Here is a 17581-nt window from a genome sequence, read left to right as displayed (position 1 = left end):
CCCATGGCATCCGCTCCGACCTGCGCGTTCCGCCAGGCCCACGACCGGGGTGGGAACACCCCGCCCGCTGGGTGAGACCTTAACCGACCCACCCACACACCTCGCCCCCGAAAGCACGCCCGAATTCCACCCCCCGCCAGACCCCCTCAAGCATCCTCAACCCCTGCCCACACAGGCGCTGTCTCGTGGGGCCCCTTGACAGGGCTCCCCGGTCGCAGGCAATCTTCCATTAAGCAGAAATGAACTTCCGCAATACGGAATCGCTAACGGAAGGGAGCGCGGCCCCGATGGGATTCGCAGACCAGCGCTTCAACGTCAACCTGTCGATCCTCTTCACGGAACTCCCGCTCCTGGAGCGCCCCGCGGCCGCCGCAGCGGCCGGCTTCTCCGCGGTCGAGCTGTGGTGGCCCTGGGTCGACTCCCCCACCCCCGAGCGGTCCGAGCTCGACGCCCTGAAGCAGGCGATCGAGGACGCGGGCGTACAGCTCACCGGGCTGAACTTCTACGCCGGACAGCTCCCGGGCCCGGACCGCGGCGCCCTGTCGCTCCCGGGCGAGGAGTCGGCGAGGTTCCGCGCCAACATCGACGTGGCCGCCGACTTCGCCGCCTCCCTGGGCTGCAGGGCGCTCAACGCCCTGTACGGCAACCGCGTCGACGGCGTCGACCCGGCCGCGCAGGACGCCCTGGCCCTGGAGAACCTGGCACTGGCGGCCGGGGCCGCCGACCGCATCGGCGCGATCCTGCTCGTCGAGGCGCTCAACCGGCCGGAGTCCCCGCTGTACCCGCTGGTGTCGGCCCCCGCGGCGGTCGGGGTCGTCGACGAGGTCAACGAAGCGACGGGCCTCGGCAACGCGCGCTTCCTGATGGACCTCTACCACCTGTCCATGAACGGCGAGGACCTGCCGTCGGTGATCGAGCGGTACGCCGCGAAGACCGGCCACGTCCAGATCGCCGACAACCCGGGCCGCGGCGCCCCCGGCACGGGGACGCTCCCGCTGGACGAGCTCCTCGACCAGCTGCACAAGGCCGGTTACGAGGGCTGGGTCGGCCTGGAGTACAAGCCGGGCGAGCGCCCGAGCGCCGACGCCTTCGACTGGCTGCCCCACGAGGCACGCGCCGCCCGCTGAATCACCCCCCCGTACCGAGAGGCACCCCCAAGATGAGCAACCCCGCAGATTCCTCCCGCCCGTCGATCGCCTGGATAGGCCTCGGCATCATGGGCTCCCCCATGTCGGAGAACCTGATCAAGGCGGGTTACGACGTCACCGGCTTCACCCTGGAGCAGGACAAGCTGGACCGCCTGGCCGCCGCGGGCGGCACCGCCGCCGGTTCCATCGCCGAGGCCGTCCGGGACGCCGACGTGATCATCACGATGGTGCCCGCGTCCCCGCAGGTCGAGGCGATCTCGTACGGCCCCGACGGCATCCTGGAGAACGCGCGGTCCGGCGCCCTGCTGATCGACATGTCCTCGATCACCCCGCAGACCTCGGTCGACCTGGCCGCGGCCGCCGCACAGAAGGGCATCCGCGTCCTCGACGCCCCCGTCTCCGGTGGTGAGGCCGGCGCCGTCGAGGCCGTGCTGTCGATCATGGTCGGTGGCAGGCAGGCCGACTTCGACGAGGCGAAGCCGGTCTTCGAGGCGCTCGGCAGGACCATCGTGCTGTGCGGCCCGCACGGCTCCGGCCAGACCGTGAAGGCCGCGAACCAGCTGATCGTCGCCGTGAACATCCAGGCGTGCGCCGAAGCCGTGGTCTTCCTGGAGAAGTCGGGCGTGGACCTGACGGCCGCGCTGGACGTCCTCAATGGCGGCCTGGCCGGCTCGACCGTGCTGTCGCGGAAGAAGGACAACTTCCTGAACCGCGACTTCAGGCCGGGCTTCCGTATCGACCTGCACCACAAGGACATGGGCATCGTCACGGACGCCGCCCGCAACGTCGGCGCCGCCCTGCCGGTCGGTGCCGTGGTCGCCCAGCTGGTCGCGAGCCTGCGCGCCCAGGGCGACGGGGGCCTTGACCACTCGGCCCTGCTGCGGGCCGTGGAGCGCCTCTCCGGCGCCCAGGTCTGAGCCCGCTCCCCCAGCTTCCGGGCGGTGCCGCCGCCGACATCTGTCCTGTCGCGCCCAGGCGCCGGCGCCGCCCGGAATCCAACCCCAGGCTCCTCCCACGCCCTTGAGGCAGCAGGGGAGCGTGGTGCACGCCCGCGGCTGCGGGCAGGTGAGGACCGCGGCGGCGAGCGAGCCAGTGCGGTGGTGAAGGATCCGGTACCCCTTCTCGACCTGAGGGAAGGGCGTTGCCGGTCCGTCGCTGCCGCCGCGGTCCCAACCACACCTCACAGACACCGTCCGGCGGCGCGAACGTCCTGTCGCGCCCAGCCTCGCGCCGTCGGACGGCCAAGGCTCCTCGGGGGTGCGGATCCGTCCGCCCCGCAGGAGCCTTTACCCATGACGTATCCACCGACCGAGTTTCCGCACATCGTGGTGCACCCCCCGGCCCTGGACGGCTCCCGGCGGGTGACCGAGGGCGACGTGACCCTCGGCATCGCCTCCCATCTGGACGACGTGGTCGAGATCCTGCGCATGGCCGACCTGGACCGGATCGAGGTCGAGGAGAGCGACCTGATCGAGTGGCAGGGCGGCGGCCCGGACGACTGGCCGGGACTGATGGAGCCTGAGCCATGACGACATGCGTACGGCACCGGGCGTACCCCTGCCTACGGCACCCTCAAATCAACCTCTGAAACACCGCCACGAGGCTTCGACCACCCCCGCCGGCGGGCACATTCCCTCCATGCGGGGCCTGCCGGCACGGTGGCGGCCGGTGCCCGCACGGGGGTGTGTCATGAGCGGTACGCCGACGGGCCGGCTGGAGCCGTACGAGATCGCGTTGATTCGGGGCGGTCCTCGCGCCGCCGTCACGGTCGCGGTGCTGGATCTGCATCTGCGCGGCGCCGTCGGTGCGGGCCGGGCGGGGACGATGCGGACCTCGGGGCCCGTCGGCGGGCCGGGGCTGCCGCCCCTGACCAGGGCCGTGCACGCGGCCCTGTACCGGAGCGCGGGCATGCGGCAGTTGCTGGACCGCCAGGGCGTGCGCTCGGCCCTCGCCGAAGCGCGCGGAAACCTCACGGCCGCCGGGTTGCTGCGCACCTTCCCGCCCGGCCGCCCCCGCGCCGCCCGCCGCGTACTGAAGGACCTGCGCGCACAGCATCCGCTGCCCGCCGTTCGGACCGGCCTGTCGGCACAGGACACCCTGCTCGCGGTCGCCCTGTACGGCAACCAGGCGCTGACCGCACTCGCCCCGCGCTTCGCCCAGGAGGCGGGGCTGACCGGCCGCGGCGGCACCACGGACCACGAGGTACCGCGCTCCTCGTCCGGCGGGGGCGGGTTCACCTGCGGCTCGGCTTGACGGCTCGTTCTGTGCGTTGCCGGGTGCGGGTTGTTCGTGGCTGGTCGCGCAGTTCCCCGCGCCCCTTTTGGTGGTGCTTCGCACCTACAAAAAACAGGCGGCCCGTCCCCCCCGGACGAGCCGCCCCCCTTTTGCTTCCGGTGGTCAGACCTTCAGGGTTTTGATCGACGTGGGTGCGTGGGACGGGTCCGTGGCCAGTTCCTCGAACTCGACCACGGCGGAGATGTCATTGGTGGTCGACATGGAGATGTTGGTGACGCGCTCCAGGATCGCCTCGACGACGACCGGCACCTGGAACTCGGCGGCGAGCTTCTTGGCCTGTTCGAAGGCGGCGCCGAGTTCGTTCGGGTCGGTCACGCGGATCGCCTTGCAGCCGAGGCCCTCGGCGACCTTGACGTGGTCGACGCCGTAGACGCCGAGCTCGGGCGAGTTGATGTTCTCGAATTCCAGCTTGACCTGGAAGTCGATGTCGAACGCCCGCTGCGCCTGGCGGATCAGGCCCAGGTAGGAGTTGTTCACGAGGACGTGGACGTACGGGATCCTGTGCTGGGCGCCGACCGCCAGCTCCTCGATCATGAATTGGAAGTCGTAGTCGCCGGACAGGGCGACGACGGACGCCTCCGGGTCGGCCTTCGCCACACCCAGCGCGGCCGGGACGGTCCAGCCGAGCGGGCCCGCCTGGCCGCAGTTGATCCAGTGCCGGGGCCTGAAGACGTGCAGCATCTGGGCGCCGGCGATCTGCGAGAGGCCGATGGTGGAGACGTACCGGGTCTCCGGTCCGAAGGCCTTGTTCATCTCCTCGTAGACGCGCTGCGGCTTGATCGGGATGTCGTCGAAGTGCGTACGGCGCTGGAGGGTCGCCTTCTTCTCCTGCGCGGCCGCGGCCCAGGAGGACCGGTCGGGCAGCCTGCCCGCCGCCTTCAGCTCCCGCGCCACCTCGACGAAGAGCCCCAGCGCCGCCTTGGCGTCGGAGGCGATGCCGTAGTCGGGCGGGAAGATCCTGCCGATCTGGGTGGGCTCGATGTCGACGTGGACGAACGTCCGGCCGGCCGTGTAGACGTCCAGCTTGCCGGTGTGGCGGTTGGCCCAGCGGTTGCCGATGCCGAGGACGAAGTCGGACTCCAGGAAGGTCGCGTTGCCGTAGCGGTGCGAGGTCTGCAGGCCGACCATGCCCGCGTTCAGCTCGTGGTCGTCGGGGAGGACGCCCCAGCCCATCAGGGTCGGGACCACCGGAGTACCCGTCAGCTCGGCGAACTCGACGAGGAGTTCGGCCGCGTCGGCGTTGATGACACCGCCGCCGGCGACGATCAGCGGGCGCTCGGACGCGTTGAGCAGCGCGATCGCCTTCTCGATCTGCGGGCGGGTCGCGGCGGGCCTGTAGACCGGGAGGGGCTCGTACGTCTCCGGGTCGAACTCGATCTCGGTGAGCTGGACGTCGATCGGCAGGTCGATCAGGACCGGGCCGGGGCGGCCGGAGCGCATGAGGTGGAAGGCCTGCTGGAAGACGCCGGGGACCTGGGCCGCCTCCAGCACGGTGACCGCCATCTTCGTGACCGGCTTGGCGATCGAGGCGATGTCGACGGCCTGGAAGTCCTCCTTGTGGATCACCGCGGTCGGGGCCTGGCCGGTGATGCACAGGATCGGGATCGAGTCGCCGATGGCCGAGTACAGGCCGGTGATCATGTCGGTGCCGGCGGGGCCGGAGGTACCGATGCAGACGCCGATGTTGCCCGGGTGGGTGCGGGTGTAGCCCTCGGCCATGTGCGAGGCGCCCTCGACATGGCGGGCGAGGGTGTGGTCGATGCCGCCCGAGGTCTTGAGCGCCGCGTAGAAGGGGTTGATCGCCGCGCCCGGCACACCGAACGCGGCGGTGGCGCCCTCGCGCTTGAGGATCTCAACTGCCGCGCGGGCAGCGGTCATACGAGCCATCGAGTACTCCTGCTTCGGCTGTCGGATGCGTACTCCCGTCGCGCCCCGCGGTGAGCTTGCTTCCGCATTGCGGAATTTAACTTCTACTATCTGGAATCAATGTAAGTGGGTGCCCAAAGGTCGTCAAGAGTGGGACAAGCGGGGTCCGGCAGGAGCACGATGGGGACCGCTGTCCCGACGCGACGCCTTGGAGTCGGCCATGCCCGAGAGCGTGCCGGTGCGCTGTCCGGCCTGTCGGCGCGAGCACGTCTACACCGCGCCGTCGTATCCCTGCGCGTGCGGCGCGGCGATCGCGCCACCGCTCGACCGCGGGGCCGCGGCGACCGCCGTCACCCATCGCGTCTGGGACCAGGACTGGATCACCGTCCGCTGCCCGTCCTGCGGACGCCACGACGAGTGGCCCCAGCCGGAACTGGGCTGCGGCTGCGGCACGGTCCTGCGCATCCCGGTCACCGGCGGACGCCCCGGCGAGGACAGCTCCGGCAAGGGCATGGACACGTGGGTGGACACGGGTTTCGGTGCAGGTGCGGGGGGAGGCGACGGCTCAGACCGGAGCGCGGGCGCGGGCGCGAGCACGGACTCGGGTACGGCGGCGGGAGCAGACGCGGACCTCGACACTGGCTCGGAGGAAGCGGACGCCGACGCGGGCCAGGGCCCAGGCTCAGCCGGCGGCCCGAGCGGGGACGCGGAGGCAGGGCCGGTCACGGGCGCCGGTGCGGACGCACCTGCGAAGGACGCCCCCGGTCACTCCGGCACGGGCCGCCGCGCACCCCACGGCCACTCCGGCAACGACCGGCACCCGGGCCCCGGCCGCTCGGGCACGGACCCGCACACCGGCCCAGGCCGCCCCGCCACAGACCCGCGCGCAAACCCCAGTCGTCCCGCCACAGACCCCGTCGCAAACCCCGGCCGCCCCGCTGCGGACGTCGGCCGCACCGGCCCCGGATCACCGCCCGCCCCCGGCCGCCGCGGTCCCGGGTCATCCCCCGCGTCCAAATCCCCCCAGCGGCGGCGTCCCTTTCAGCCCATTGCCATTCGTTCCGCACGGGACGCCGTCACCGTCGCCGCGCTCTATCTGCGGTGGCTGGGCTACCGGAACATACGGCGGGCCGATCAGCGGCCGCCGTCCGGTGTGGGGCTCGCCGCCCGTGGGGTCGTGGCCCAGGTGGACCCCACCGTCAGCCCGGCCTCCCTGCGGGACGTGGAGTGCCTGTGGCTGACGGCGATGGTGGAGTCGACCGACTGCGTCTACTTCTCCCTCGCCGGGTACACCGACGACGCCCGTGCCCGCGCCGACTCCCTGGGCATCCCCCTGTTCGTCCTGGACCTCACGGGCACCCCGCAGCCGGCGAACAGCCTCGCCGACGACCTGAACGCCACCGGCGCCTGAGCTACGCGCCGTACTTCTCCCGCAGTTCGACCTTGCGCACCTTCCCGGACACCGTCATCGGGAAGGAGTCGAGGATCTGCAGCCTGCTGGGGACCTTGTAGTGCGCGAGCCGCCCCTCGCAGAAGGCGCGCAGCTCCTCCAGCGTCAGCGGATCGGCCGCGTCGTGCGGGATGACGCAGGCGAGCACCTCCTCGCCGTACTTCTCGTGCGGCACCCCGACCACCTGGACGTCCCTGATCTTCGGGTGGCCGTAGAGGAACTCCTCGATCTCGCGCGGGTAGATGTTCTCGCCACCCCGGATGATCATGTCCTTGATACGGCCGACGATCTCGACGTACCCGTCCTCGCGCATCACCGCCAGGTCACCGGTGTGCATCCAGCGTCCGGGGTCGACGGCCTCGGCGGTCTTCTCGGGCTCGTTCCAGTAGCCGAGCATCACGCTGTAGCCGCGGGTGCACAGCTCGCCCGCGACACCCCGGGGCTGGGTGACGCCGTCCACCGGGTCGATGACCTTGACCTCCAGATGCGGCAGGACACGGCCGACGGTGCCGGTGCGGTGCTCCAGGTCGTCGTCGATCCGCGTCTGCAGGGAGACCGGGGACGTCTCCGTCATGCCGTAGCAGATGGAGACCTCCTCCATGTGCAACTCGGCCACCACGCGCTTCATCACCTCGACCGGGCAGGGCGAACCCGCCATGATCCCGGTGCGCAGCGACGACAGGTCGTACGTCGCGAAGTCGGGGAGGTTCAGCTCCGCGATGAACATGGTCGGGACGCCGTAGAGCGAGGTGCAGCGCTCCTGCTGGACCGCCTCCAGGGTCGCCTTCGGCTCGAAGGACGGCGCCGGGATGACCATGCACGCGCCGTGCGAGGTCGCCGCGAGGTTGCCCATCACCATGCCGAAGCAGTGGTAGAAGGGCACCGGGATGCAGATCCGGTCCTGCTCGCTGTAGGCGATCGACTCACCCACGAAGAAGCCGTTGTTGAGGATGTTGTGGTGGGAGAGGGTGGCCCCCTTGGGGAACCCCGTGGTGCCCGAGGTGTACTGGATGTTGATCGGGTCGTCGCAGGACAGCTCGTGCCCGCGGGTCCTCAGCTCCTCGGCCCGGTCGGGCGTCCCGCGCCGCAGCAGCACCTCCCAGCTCGGGTCGCCGATGTACACGACCTCCCGCAACCGCGGGCAGCTGCCGCGCACTTCCTCGACCATCGCCCGGTAGTCGCTGGTCTTGTGGCTGAGGGAGGCGAACAGCAGGGAGATCCCGGCCTGGTTGAGGACGTACTCGACCTCGTGGGTGCGATAGGCCGGGTTGATGTTGACCATGATCGCGCCGATGCGGGCGGTGGCGTACTGGACCAGTACCCACTCGGCGCAGTTGACCGCCCAGATGCCCACCCGGTCGCCCTTGGCGACCCCGCTCGCCAGCAGGGCGTACGCCAGCGCGTCCACGTCCGCGGAGAACTCGGCGTACGTCCAGCGCCGCCCCGACGGCACGTCGACGAGCGCCTCCCGGTCGGGCCAGGCCGCGACGGCCCGGTCCAGGTTGGCTCCGATGGTGTCCCCGAGCAGGACGGTCCCGCTCGTCCCGTGCGTGTACGACAGCTCCGACGTTCCGCTCACCGGAAGTCCTCCTCGCGGTACTCGTTGCCCGAACCCGCGGCCGTGGCCTCGCGCAGTTCGATCCGGCGGATCTTGCCGGAGACGGTCTTGGGCAGCTCGGCGAACTCCAGCCGGCGGATGCGCTTGTAGGGGGCGAGGATCTCGCGGGAGTGCTCGAAGAGCACCTTGGCGGTGTCGGGTCCGGGCTCCCAGCCCTCGGCGAGCACGATGTACGCCTTGGGCACGGCCAGCCGCAGCTCGTCCGGCGCGGGCACGACGGCCGCCTCGGCCACCGCCTCGTGCTCCAGCAGGGCGCTCTCCAGCTCGAAGGGGCTGATCTTGTAGTCGGAGGCCTTGAAGACGTCGTCCGCGCGGCCCACGTAGGTGATGTAGCCGTCGGCGTCGCGGGAGCCGATGTCGCCGGTGCGGTAGTAGCCGCCGGCCATCGCCTCCGCCGTACGGTCGGCGTCGCCGTGGTAGCCGGCCATCAGGCCCACCGGTCGCACGGACAGGTCGAGCGCGATCTCGCCCTCCTCCACGCCCGGTGCGCCCGACACCGGGTCGAGCAGTTCCACGCGGTAGCCCGGGCTCGGCCGGCCCATCGAGCCGGTCTTCAGCTCCTGGCCGGGGCTGTTGCTGACCTGTACGGCGGTCTCGGTCTGCCCGAAGCCGTCCCGGATGGTGACGCCCCAGGCCCGGCGGACCTGCTCGATGACCTCCGGGTTCAGGGGCTCACCGGCGGCCACCGCCTCGCGGGGCGGGGTGCGCAGCTGGGTGAGGTCGGCCTGGATGAGCATGCGCCAGACGGTCGGCGGGGCGCAGAACGTGGTGACCCCGGCCCGGTCCATCTCGGACAACAGGCGGGCCGCGTCGAAGCGCGTGTAGTTGTGGATGAAGACGGTGGCCTGCGCGTTCCACGGGGCGAAGAGGTTGGACCAGGCGTGCTTGGCCCAGCCGGGCGAGGAGATGTTGAGGTGGACGTCGCCGGGTTTCAGGCCGATCCAGTACATGGTGGCCAGGTGCCCGATCGGGTACGAGGCATGGGTGTGCTCGACCAGCTTGGGGCGGGCGGTGGTGCCCGAGGTGAAGTAGAGCATCAGCGGGTCGTCGGCGAGGGTCTCGCCGTCGGGGGTGAAGTCGGCGGAGGCGGCGTAGGCGTCCTCGTACGGCTGCCAGCCCTCGGGCGCGCCGCCGACGGCGATGCGCGTGTAGTCGCCGGGCACCTCGTCGAACTTGCCGGTGTCGGCCGTGCGGACGAGTACGTGCCGGACCCGGCCGCGCTCGACGCGGTCGCGCAGATCGGCGGGGCCGAGCAGCGGGGTGGCGGGGATGACGACGGCGCGCAGCTTCATCGCGGCCAGCGCGGTCTCCCACAGCTCGGCCTGGTTGCCGAGCATGACGAGGATGCGGTCCTCGGCCCGGACACCGCGCGCCCGCAGCCAGTTGGCGACCCGGTCGGAGCGGTCGGCCAGCTCGGCGAAGGACAGCCGGGTCTCCGCGCCGTCCTCCTCCACGATGTGCAGGGCGCTGCGGTCGTTCCCGTCGGCGATGACGTCGAACCAGTCCAGGGCCCAGTTGAAGTGCTCCGGGCGCGGCCAGGCGAAGCCCTCGTAGGCCGTGGCGTAATCCTCGCGGTGTTCCAGCAGGAAGTCCCGCGCCGTGCGGAAGAGCTCCGTGGCCGTCGTCATCTGTCCTCCTAGGTGCCGGACCATTGCCGGGCGGCTCTCTGGCATCGTGTAATCCGTGATGCAGGTCTCACTACCCCCGAATGGGGGTGTGGGTCGCACGGAAGCCGCGACGAAGGGGTGAAACAGGTGGCAGCAGACCCCGCGGGGGCGGTCGAGATACGAAGTGCGCTGGCCCGGCTCCGGCGCACGACCGGTCTCCCGGTCGCCTTCGGCGGCCTGGTCGAGTCCGGCCGGCTGCAGATACGCATCAGCGAGCTGAGCGGCACCAACACCGCGGCCCTGCGCTCGCTCGCGGTGACCTCGGGCAACGGCCTGGGCGGCAAGGCGGTGGCGCTGGCCCGCCCGTGCGCGGTGACGGACTACTCCTCGTCGCGGCAGATCAGCCACGAGTACGACGCGCCGGTGGCCGCGGAGGGCATCCGCTCGGTGTTCGCCGTGCCGGTGGTGGTACGGCGCCGGGTGCGGGGCGTGATCTACGGCGCCCTGCGCACGGCCCAGCCGCTGGGCGACCGCACGCTGAACTCGGCGGTGGCGGTGGCCCGGGACGTGGAGCAGGCGCTCGTCGTACGGGAGGAGGCGCGCGGGCTGCTGACGGCGGCCCGGGCGGAGCCGGCCGCCGACACGGACGCGAACGCCGCCTGGGAGCAGGTGCGCGAGGCGCACGCGGCGCTGCGTGCCCTGGCGCCCCGGATCGCGGACCCCCAGCTGCGGGAGGAACTCCTCGCCGCCTGCGGTCTGCTGACCGCGTCGAATCCGGCGAGGGGTGTCGTGCTGGCGCCGCGCGAGCTGGACGTCCTGGCCTGTGTGGCCGAGGGCGCGACGAACGCGGCGGTGGCGGAGCGGCTGGGGCTGCGCCCGGAGACGGTCAAGGGCTATCTTCGCTCGGCGATGCGCAAACTGGGCGCCCACACGCGAGGGGAGGCGGTGGCGACGGCACGCCGGTCGGGGCTGCTGCCCTAACCGCAAGGAAGCCTGCCTATTCATCGGTGGGCACCCTGAATTGCCCTGTGCCTACCCTCTGTTATCTCCCTCACCACGCCTTCCGTCCGAATTTCAAGGTTCGTTGCCTAGAATTTGGGCCGGACACGACACACGAGGGGAGCGGTGACCGTGCGACGGGACTTCCAGGAGCCTGCGAGATGCCGCCCCGACCTGGTCATCGGCCGGGAAGAGCCGTTCGGCGCCGCCCGTGAGCAGCTCACCTCGGGCGGCAGTGTGCTCCTGCACGGCCCCGCCGGAATAGGGAAATCGACCGTCCTGCGGGCATTGGCAGCGGAATACGCCGGCGCGGCCCGTACCGTGTTGCGCTGCTCGGCCACCGAGTCCGAATCGCACCTTCCCTTCCTCGCCCTCGCCGACCTCTTCGGTCTGGTCCTCGACCAGGTCTCCGGCCGGCTTCCCGCGGCCCAGCGCACCGCCCTGGAGTCGGCGCTCACCGGCCGCGGCGAATCCACCCTGCAACGCGACGGTCTGGCCCTGCGTCTCGCGGTGCTGTCCGCGCTGCGCGCCCTGGCCGCCGAGGGCACCGTCCTGATCGTCGCCGACGATCTGCAGTGGCTGGATCCGGCCAGCGCGGAGCTGCTCGGCTTCGCCGCCCGCCGCCTCGGCGGCACCCCGGTGCAGCTGCTCTGCGCGGTCCGGACCGAGGGCCAGGAGTACGACCGCCATCTGCGCGCCTCTCCGCCGGACACCGTCGCCGTACGCCTCGACCCGCTCTCCCGCAACCAGGTCTCCGCGCTCCTGGACCACCGCGGCTACACGGGCCTGCCCCGCTCCACGGTCCGCGAGATACACCGCACCAGCGGCGGCAACCCCCTGTTCGCCCTGGAGCTCGGCCGCGCCCTCGCCGAGAACCCCACCCCGCCCAGGCCGGGCGAGCCGCTGCCGGTGCCCACCTCGCTGCGCGCCCTGGTGCTGAGCCGGCTCGACATGCTCTCGGTCGAGGCGCGCCGCACCCTGCTGGTGGCCAGCGCGGGCGCGCGTCCCACCCCGGCGCTGCTGCTCGCGGCCGGCCGGGAGAACGTGGAGGCCGAGTGCGCCCAGGCCGCCGAACTCGGGCTGCTGGCCACGGACCCCGACGGCCCGACCGTGCGCTTCGCGCACCCCCTCATATCGGCCGCCCTCTACGCGGAGGCGCCCGCGCACGAACGGCGTGCCGCGCACGCGGCGCTGTCCACCGCGGCCTCCGACCCGATCGAGCGCGCCCGTCATCTGGCCCTGGCCACCACCGGCACCGATCCGGAGGTGGCCGCCCGGCTCGCCGAGGCGGCCACGCAGGCCCGGGACCGGGGCGCGCCGTCCGTGGCCGCGCAGCTCGGCCTGCTCGCCGCCCGTCACACCCCGGCCGGCACCGTGCCCGGCCCGGACGAGCGCCGGCTCCAGGCCGCCGAGGACGCGATCACCGCCGGCGAGGTCGACCTCGCCCGGGACGTCGCCCGCGAGGTGCTGACCCGGGCGACCGTGCCCGCGGACCGGGTGCGGGCCTGGATCATCGTGATCGACACGGCGGGCCACACCATGACGGAGGTCGACGCCGTCTTCCCGCAGGCCCTGGCCGACGCCGGGGAGGACCCGCGGCTGCTCGCCCTGGTCCACTACCAGCTGGCCTGGCGGGCCCTCATCGTGGAGGGCGACTTCACCGAGGCCCGCGAGGCGGCCGCGCACGCGGCGGAGCTGGCCGAGCGCGGCGCCGACCGACGCACCGAACTGCTGGCCCTGGCCTTCCAGGCCCAGACCGAGACCCTCATGGGCCACCCGGCCGCCCCGGCGACCATCAAGCGCGCGCTGAAGGAGCCCCAGGACCCGAAGGTGGCCTGCCATCACAACGGCGCGGGCAGCGCCCGGTTCCGCTGGCTGGTCATGGGCGACCAGCTGGCCGAGGCCCGGGCGACGGTCACCGCGCTGCTGCGCGAGGTGCGCCGGCGCGGCTCGGTGGAGAGCGAGGTGCACTTCCTGCGCGGCCTCGCCGAGACCGAGCTGCGCGCCGGGCACTGCGGCCGGGCCCTCGACCTGGCCGGCGAGAGCCTCCGGCTGGCCCGGGACTCCGGGATCGGCGAGACCGCCTCCGCGATGCTCACCTCGCTCACCGAGGCCTCCGGCGGGGACGTGGACCGGGCGCTGGCGCTGGCCCGGGAGGCGGTGGAGCACGCCGAGGAGGACGGTGACCAGATGTATCTGTCCCGGGCCCTGGGCGCCCTCGGATACGCCCAGTTGGTGGCCGGGGACCCGGCGGGCACGGTCCGCTCGCTGCGCCGGGTCCGAGAGCTGGAGCGGGGCCTGGGTATCACGGACCCCGCGCGAGGCCGCTGGCACGGCGACCTCGCCGAGGCGCTCGTCCGGATCGGTGAACCGGCCGAGGCGCAGGACGTCATCGACGTCACCCGGGAGCACGCGCTGCGGCTCGGCCGGGAGAGTGTCCTCGCGGTCCTGGACCGGGCCGAGGCCCTGGTGCGTGCGGCGCGTGGTGACCACGAGGCGGCCGAGTCCCAGCTGACGTCCGCTCAGGACCGGCTGGCCAAACTGGGGTACGGCCTGGAGGAGGCGCGTGCCGCCTTCGCCCTGGCCTCGCTGCGGGGCGGGCTGCCCGGGCCTGCCGAGGGGGTGCGCCGCCCCAACTCGGCGTCGTACGACGAGGCCACCCGGCTGTTCCGGCGCTGCCGGGCGCTGCCCTGGCTGCGCCAGGTGGACGCGGCCCTCGCGGCGCCCGAGCCGGAGCCGGCGGCGGCCGCGGCCGCGGCCCTGGGCGGCCTCGACGGGCTGGAGGGGCTGGCCTCGATGGAGCGTCAGGTGGCGGCGCTGGTCATGGAGGGCGCGACCAACCGGGAGATCGCCGCGCGCCTGTTCATCAGTGTGAAGACGGTCGAGGCGACCCTGACCCGGGTGTACCGCAAGCTGGGCATCCGTTCACGCGTGGACATAGTCCGTTTGGCGGCGGGACGGCGCGCGAAGTAGGAAGGCTGCCGGTTAACTGAGCCGGACCGAGGGTTTTCCCTGCCCTACTCCCCTAGGGGGTTCCCTCATTGGGCGGAGGGTGTACCGGCCCATAGCTTAAGGGCGTGCCGCTCGCCCGGGCATACGGGGGCCTGTCCCGAGGCCCCCGTGCTCACACCCCCCACCCGCGCGTTCCCCCCACCGGCCACCCCCACTGAGGAGACTCATGTTCGGGCTCAACCGCGCAAAGAGAACCGCTGCCGTCGTCGCGGCGACCGCCGCGGCCGCGGCGACCGCACTGCTCAGCGCCCCCACCGCTGCAGCGGCTCCACAGCCCATCGTCGGCGGCACGACGACCACCACGACCGCGTACCCGTTCGTCATGCAGATCACGGACGCGTCGGGCAACCAGTTCTGCGGCGGCACCCTGGTGGGCGCCAAGAAGGTGATCACCGCCGCGCACTGCATGGTCGGCGAGAGCACCGGCAACGTCCGCGTCGTGGGCGGCCGGACCTACCTCAACGGGACGAACGGCACGGTCAGCAAGGTCAGCAAGATCTGGGTCAACCCGGACTACACGGACGCCACCAACGGCGACGACGTGGCCGTGCTGACCCTGTCCACCTCGATGCCGTACACGACGGCGTCGTACGTCTCCTCCTCCCAGACGGGTGTGTACGCGGCCGGCACCACGGCCCGCATCCTCGGCTGGGGCACCACCTCGGAGAGCGGCAGCTCCTCCAACCAGCTGCGGACGGCGACCGTGCCGATCGTGGCCGACTCGACCTGCCGCAGCTCCTACGGTTCGGACTTCGTCCAGACCGACATGGTTTGCGCCGGAAACTCGTCCGGTGGCGTAGACACCTGCCAGGGCGACAGCGGCGGTCCCCTGCTCATCGGGGGCGCCCTGGCAGGGATCACTTCCTGGGGAGAGGGGTGCGCGGAGGCCGGTTACCCGGGTGTGTACACCCGGCTGACCACCTTCTCCAACCTGGTGACCACGCAGGTCAACTCGTAACCCAGAACAACTCCTGAGAACCCCTCAGGTAGATACCAGGGGGGCGTTGCGAGCCACCACGAGCGGCCCGCAGCGCCCCCCTTTCCATGCGTTCACGCGGTCGTACGCGGACCGAGGACTCTCACGTTCGTACGACGTTGCCGAAGCGGATGTCGTACGACTCCCCCGGATGCATGACGGCGAGCATCCGCTCCCCCTCCTCGGCCACCTTCTCCCGCCGGCCCTTCGTGAGTGTCCCGAAGGGCTCTATCAGGAGTGCGTCACCGTCCAGTTTCCACACGCCCGCCACGAAGCCGTCGACGAGCAGGGTGCGGTGGGCCTGGTTGCCCTGCCAGGTGCGGCCCCAGTACTCGGGCGGTACGACCCGGGTGCGATCGGCGTGGGACAGGAGGAGGTTGTCGAATTCGGGGAGGAAGCGGGGCGGGGCCGGGGTGTCCGGGTCGGGGCGCGGGGCGTCGGGCAGGTCGAAGAGTTCGACGCCGTTGCCGTCCCGGAAGGTGACCAGCCGCGGGCGGAGGCGCTCGAAGGCCTCGCGGAGCCGGGTGAGTCCGGCCCAGGTCTGCATGTCCTTCACGGACGCCGGTCCGAAGGCGGCGAGGTAGCGCAGGACCGTCGCGTCCGGTGCCGGGGCGGGTTCGGCGGAACGGCCCAGCCAGTGCTCGGCAGTGGTCAGGGCGACCTGCCCGCTCCTGCCCCACAGCCCGCGCGGGGTGACCTGCACGAGCGGGAGCCTGCAGCGGGCGGCGATGGACAGGGACTGGGGGTCGGCGCCCGGCCACTCGGCGAGCAGGGCCTCGCGCAACTGCGCCATGGTCCGCGGCTCGGCCTCGACCAGCTCACGGGCGAGCACGGCGAGACGGTCCAGATCGACACCGGCGAGCCCCTTGCGGAAGGCGTTCAGCTCGCGGTCCCGGGCGGCCTGGACGAGCGGCCGCAGGGTGAGGCAGTCGTCGGCGGTGTGGGTGTGGATGGTGGAGCGCATGGTGACGATGCGGACGACCTCGCGGTCGGCCATGGGCCGGGACAGCGCCTCGGGGGTGAAGCCTTCGAGCCGGGCGGCGAGCGCGTAGTAAGGAGGCTTGACGTTCTGCGCCTGAAGCCCGAGCAGATGCTCCACGGCGCCCCCGACGGACAGCGCCGCACGACTCAGCAGCAACTGCCGGGCAAGGGTCGCACGGTTCAACGCACGGGTGTCGAGGGAGGGCGCGAGGGCCACCTTCGTGATGCTCCGCTTCGTAGTGCTCCGCTTCGTCATGCACCGTACGCTAGTGCCGCTTGCGGACACCTTCTGTCCGCAACCTTCTGATGGGGGACGAGGGTCGCCGTGACCACGGCGGCCGCTGCTACGGCCAGCGCGGCATTCCGGGGCCACGTACGCTTCCGGGCGGCAGGGACCCGAAGCATCCCCCCGTATATCCTGCTGCGTGATCACCCCGACACACGCTCGACCGGGAGGCAGCCGCGATGCATGAGCGACGCGCCGGCTCCGGCGAGAAGAACCACCGCAAGTCCGTCTGGCGTCGCGCGTTGAACCAGCCGCCGGCCGCCGTACCACCCGCACCCCCGGCGCGAGCCCCGGGCGGGGAGGCCGTCGAGCCCATCAGCATCGTCCAGGCGGCCCTGTACCGCGACGGGGTGCGCGTCTCCTCCCCGGCCACGCTCACCGAGACCTACCGCGAACTGCGCAAGCAGCCCTCCGGCATGGCGTGGATCGGGCTCGCCCGCCCCACCGAGGGTGAACTCCTCTCCCTGGCCGCCGAGTTCGATCTGCACCCGCTCGCGGTCGAGGACGCGATGGAGGCGCACCAGCGCCCCAAGCTGGAACGGTACGGCGACACGCTGTTCGTCGTCCTGCGTGCCGCCCGGTATCTCGACGCGCCGGAGGAGGTCGACTTCGGCGAACTGCACGTCTTCGTGGGGCCGGACTTCGTCATCACGGTCCGGCACGGCGCCGCTCCCGACCTCTCGGCGGTCCGCGGCCGTATGGAGGACTCCCCCGACCTGCTCAAACTCGGCCCGGAGGCGGTGCTGTACGCGATCCTCGACGCGGTCGTCGACGGCTACGCGCCCGTCGTCTCGGGGGTCCAGAACGACATCGACGAGATCGAGACCGAGGTGTTCCGCGGCGCCCCCGAGGTCTCCCGCCGTATCTACGAACTCTCCCGCGAGATGGTCGAGTTCCAGCGCGCCACCCGCCCGCTTGTCGGCATGCTGCACGGTCTGATGGCCGGTTTCGCCAAGTACGAGACCGACGAGGAGCTCCAGCGCTACCTCCGCGACGTCGCCGACCACGTCACCCACATCAGCGAGCGCGTGGACGGCTTCCGCCAGGCCCTCACGGAGATCCTCACCGTGAACGCGACCCTGGTGAGCCAGCAGCAGAACGCGGAGATGCGGGCGCTGGCGGAGGCCGGATTCGAGCAGAACGAGGAGGTCAAGAAGATCTCGGCATGGGCCGCGATCCTCTTCGCCCCCACCCTCGTCGGAACGATCTACGGCATGAACTTCCGCGAGATGCCGGAGCTGCACTGGGCCCTCGGATACCCCTTCGCCGTCGGTCTGATGGGGGTCGTCTGCGTCACCTTGTATCTGATCTTCAAGCGCAAGGACTGGCTGTAGCTCCGGCGG

General features: G+C 71.8%; 12 protein-coding genes and 2 pseudogenes. 10 read left to right on the top strand and 4 right to left on the bottom strand.

Annotation, left to right across the window (positions count from 1 at the left end):
* Nucleotides 1-287: 287 nt before the first annotated feature.
* The 4 genes from AB0I54_RS05485 to AB0I54_RS05470 all read left to right on the top strand — a co-directional run bounded on the left by AB0I54_RS05485 (nucleotide 288) and on the right by AB0I54_RS05470 (nucleotide 3401).
* Nucleotides 288-1127, top strand: a complete 840-nt coding sequence (locus tag AB0I54_RS05485) for a TIM barrel protein (protein ID WP_363294575.1) — start codon at nucleotides 288-290, stop codon at nucleotides 1125-1127.
* 32 nt (nucleotides 1128-1159) lie between these two features.
* Nucleotides 1160-2065: a 2-hydroxy-3-oxopropionate reductase gene (locus AB0I54_RS05480; protein ID WP_363294574.1), complete on the top strand. Its 906-nt coding sequence runs from the start codon at nucleotides 1160-1162 to the stop codon at nucleotides 2063-2065.
* Between the two features lie 375 nt (nucleotides 2066-2440).
* Nucleotides 2441-2677: a hypothetical protein gene (locus tag AB0I54_RS05475; protein WP_363294573.1), complete on the top strand. Its 237-nt coding sequence runs from the start codon at nucleotides 2441-2443 to the stop codon at nucleotides 2675-2677.
* Between the two features lie 4 nt (nucleotides 2678-2681).
* Nucleotides 2682-3401, top strand: a complete 720-nt coding sequence (locus AB0I54_RS05470; RefSeq protein WP_363294572.1) for a TIGR04222 domain-containing membrane protein — start codon at nucleotides 2682-2684, stop codon at nucleotides 3399-3401.
* A 144-nt stretch (nucleotides 3402-3545) separates the two neighbouring features.
* Here AB0I54_RS05470 and gcl read toward each other — a convergent pair whose 3' ends face one another.
* A complete protein-coding gene (gcl, locus tag AB0I54_RS05465; RefSeq protein WP_363294571.1) occupies nucleotides 3546-5330 on the bottom strand; it encodes a glyoxylate carboligase in 1785 nt (594 codons plus the stop codon).
* Nucleotides 5331-5529: 199 nt separating this feature from the next.
* Here gcl and AB0I54_RS05460 point away from each other — a divergent pair.
* Both AB0I54_RS05460 and AB0I54_RS05455 read left to right on the top strand, forming a co-directional pair.
* A pseudogene (locus tag AB0I54_RS05460) lies at nucleotides 5530-5781 on the top strand (hypothetical protein); the annotation flags it as partial.
* A gap of 561 nt (nucleotides 5782-6342) precedes the next feature.
* Nucleotides 6343-6720 (top strand): annotated as a pseudogene (locus AB0I54_RS05455) (hypothetical protein); the annotation flags it as partial.
* A 1-nt stretch (nucleotide 6721) separates the two neighbouring features.
* Here AB0I54_RS05455 and AB0I54_RS05450 read toward each other — a convergent pair.
* On the bottom strand, nucleotides 6722-8338 hold the full coding sequence (locus tag AB0I54_RS05450) for an AMP-binding protein (RefSeq protein WP_363294570.1): 1617 nt from the start codon (nucleotides 8336-8338) through the stop codon (nucleotides 6722-6724).
* The gene (locus tag AB0I54_RS05445) at nucleotides 8335-10005 is read right to left on the bottom strand and encodes an AMP-binding protein (protein ID WP_363294569.1); all 1671 of its coding nucleotides are present in this window, start codon (nucleotides 10003-10005) and stop codon (nucleotides 8335-8337) included. Before AB0I54_RS05445 ends, AB0I54_RS05450 begins: the two co-directional genes overlap by 4 nt.
* Before the next feature lie 126 nt (nucleotides 10006-10131).
* Between AB0I54_RS05445 and AB0I54_RS05440 the strand changes: the two genes are divergently transcribed.
* The 3 genes from AB0I54_RS05440 to AB0I54_RS05430 all read left to right on the top strand — a co-directional run bounded on the left by AB0I54_RS05440 (nucleotide 10132) and on the right by AB0I54_RS05430 (nucleotide 14953).
* On the top strand, nucleotides 10132-10965 hold the full coding sequence (locus AB0I54_RS05440; protein ID WP_363294568.1) for a LuxR C-terminal-related transcriptional regulator: 834 nt from the start codon (nucleotides 10132-10134) through the stop codon (nucleotides 10963-10965).
* A 144-nt stretch (nucleotides 10966-11109) separates the two neighbouring features.
* Nucleotides 11110-13956, top strand: coding sequence for an AAA family ATPase (locus tag AB0I54_RS05435; RefSeq protein WP_363294566.1), 2847 nt, complete (start codon nucleotides 11110-11112; stop codon nucleotides 13954-13956).
* Between the two features lie 205 nt (nucleotides 13957-14161).
* Nucleotides 14162-14953, top strand: a complete 792-nt coding sequence (locus AB0I54_RS05430) for a serine protease (RefSeq protein WP_363294565.1) — start codon at nucleotides 14162-14164, stop codon at nucleotides 14951-14953.
* Between the two features lie 121 nt (nucleotides 14954-15074).
* Here the strand turns inward: AB0I54_RS05430 and AB0I54_RS05425 are convergent, their stop codons facing one another.
* The gene (locus AB0I54_RS05425; protein ID WP_363294563.1) at nucleotides 15075-16208 is read right to left on the bottom strand and encodes a winged helix DNA-binding domain-containing protein; all 1134 of its coding nucleotides are present in this window, start codon (nucleotides 16206-16208) and stop codon (nucleotides 15075-15077) included.
* A 209-nt stretch (nucleotides 16209-16417) separates the two neighbouring features.
* Between AB0I54_RS05425 and AB0I54_RS05420 the strand changes: the two genes are divergently transcribed.
* Nucleotides 16418-17572, top strand: a complete 1155-nt coding sequence (locus AB0I54_RS05420; RefSeq protein WP_363294562.1) for a magnesium and cobalt transport protein CorA — start codon at nucleotides 16418-16420, stop codon at nucleotides 17570-17572.
* Nucleotides 17573-17581: the final 9 nt, after the last annotated feature.

This window comes from Streptomyces sp. NPDC050625, from assembly GCF_040654755.1.
Classification (GTDB): Bacteria; Actinomycetota; Actinomycetes; order Streptomycetales; family Streptomycetaceae; genus Streptomyces.
This window is presented reverse-complemented; position numbering and strand designations above follow the sequence as displayed.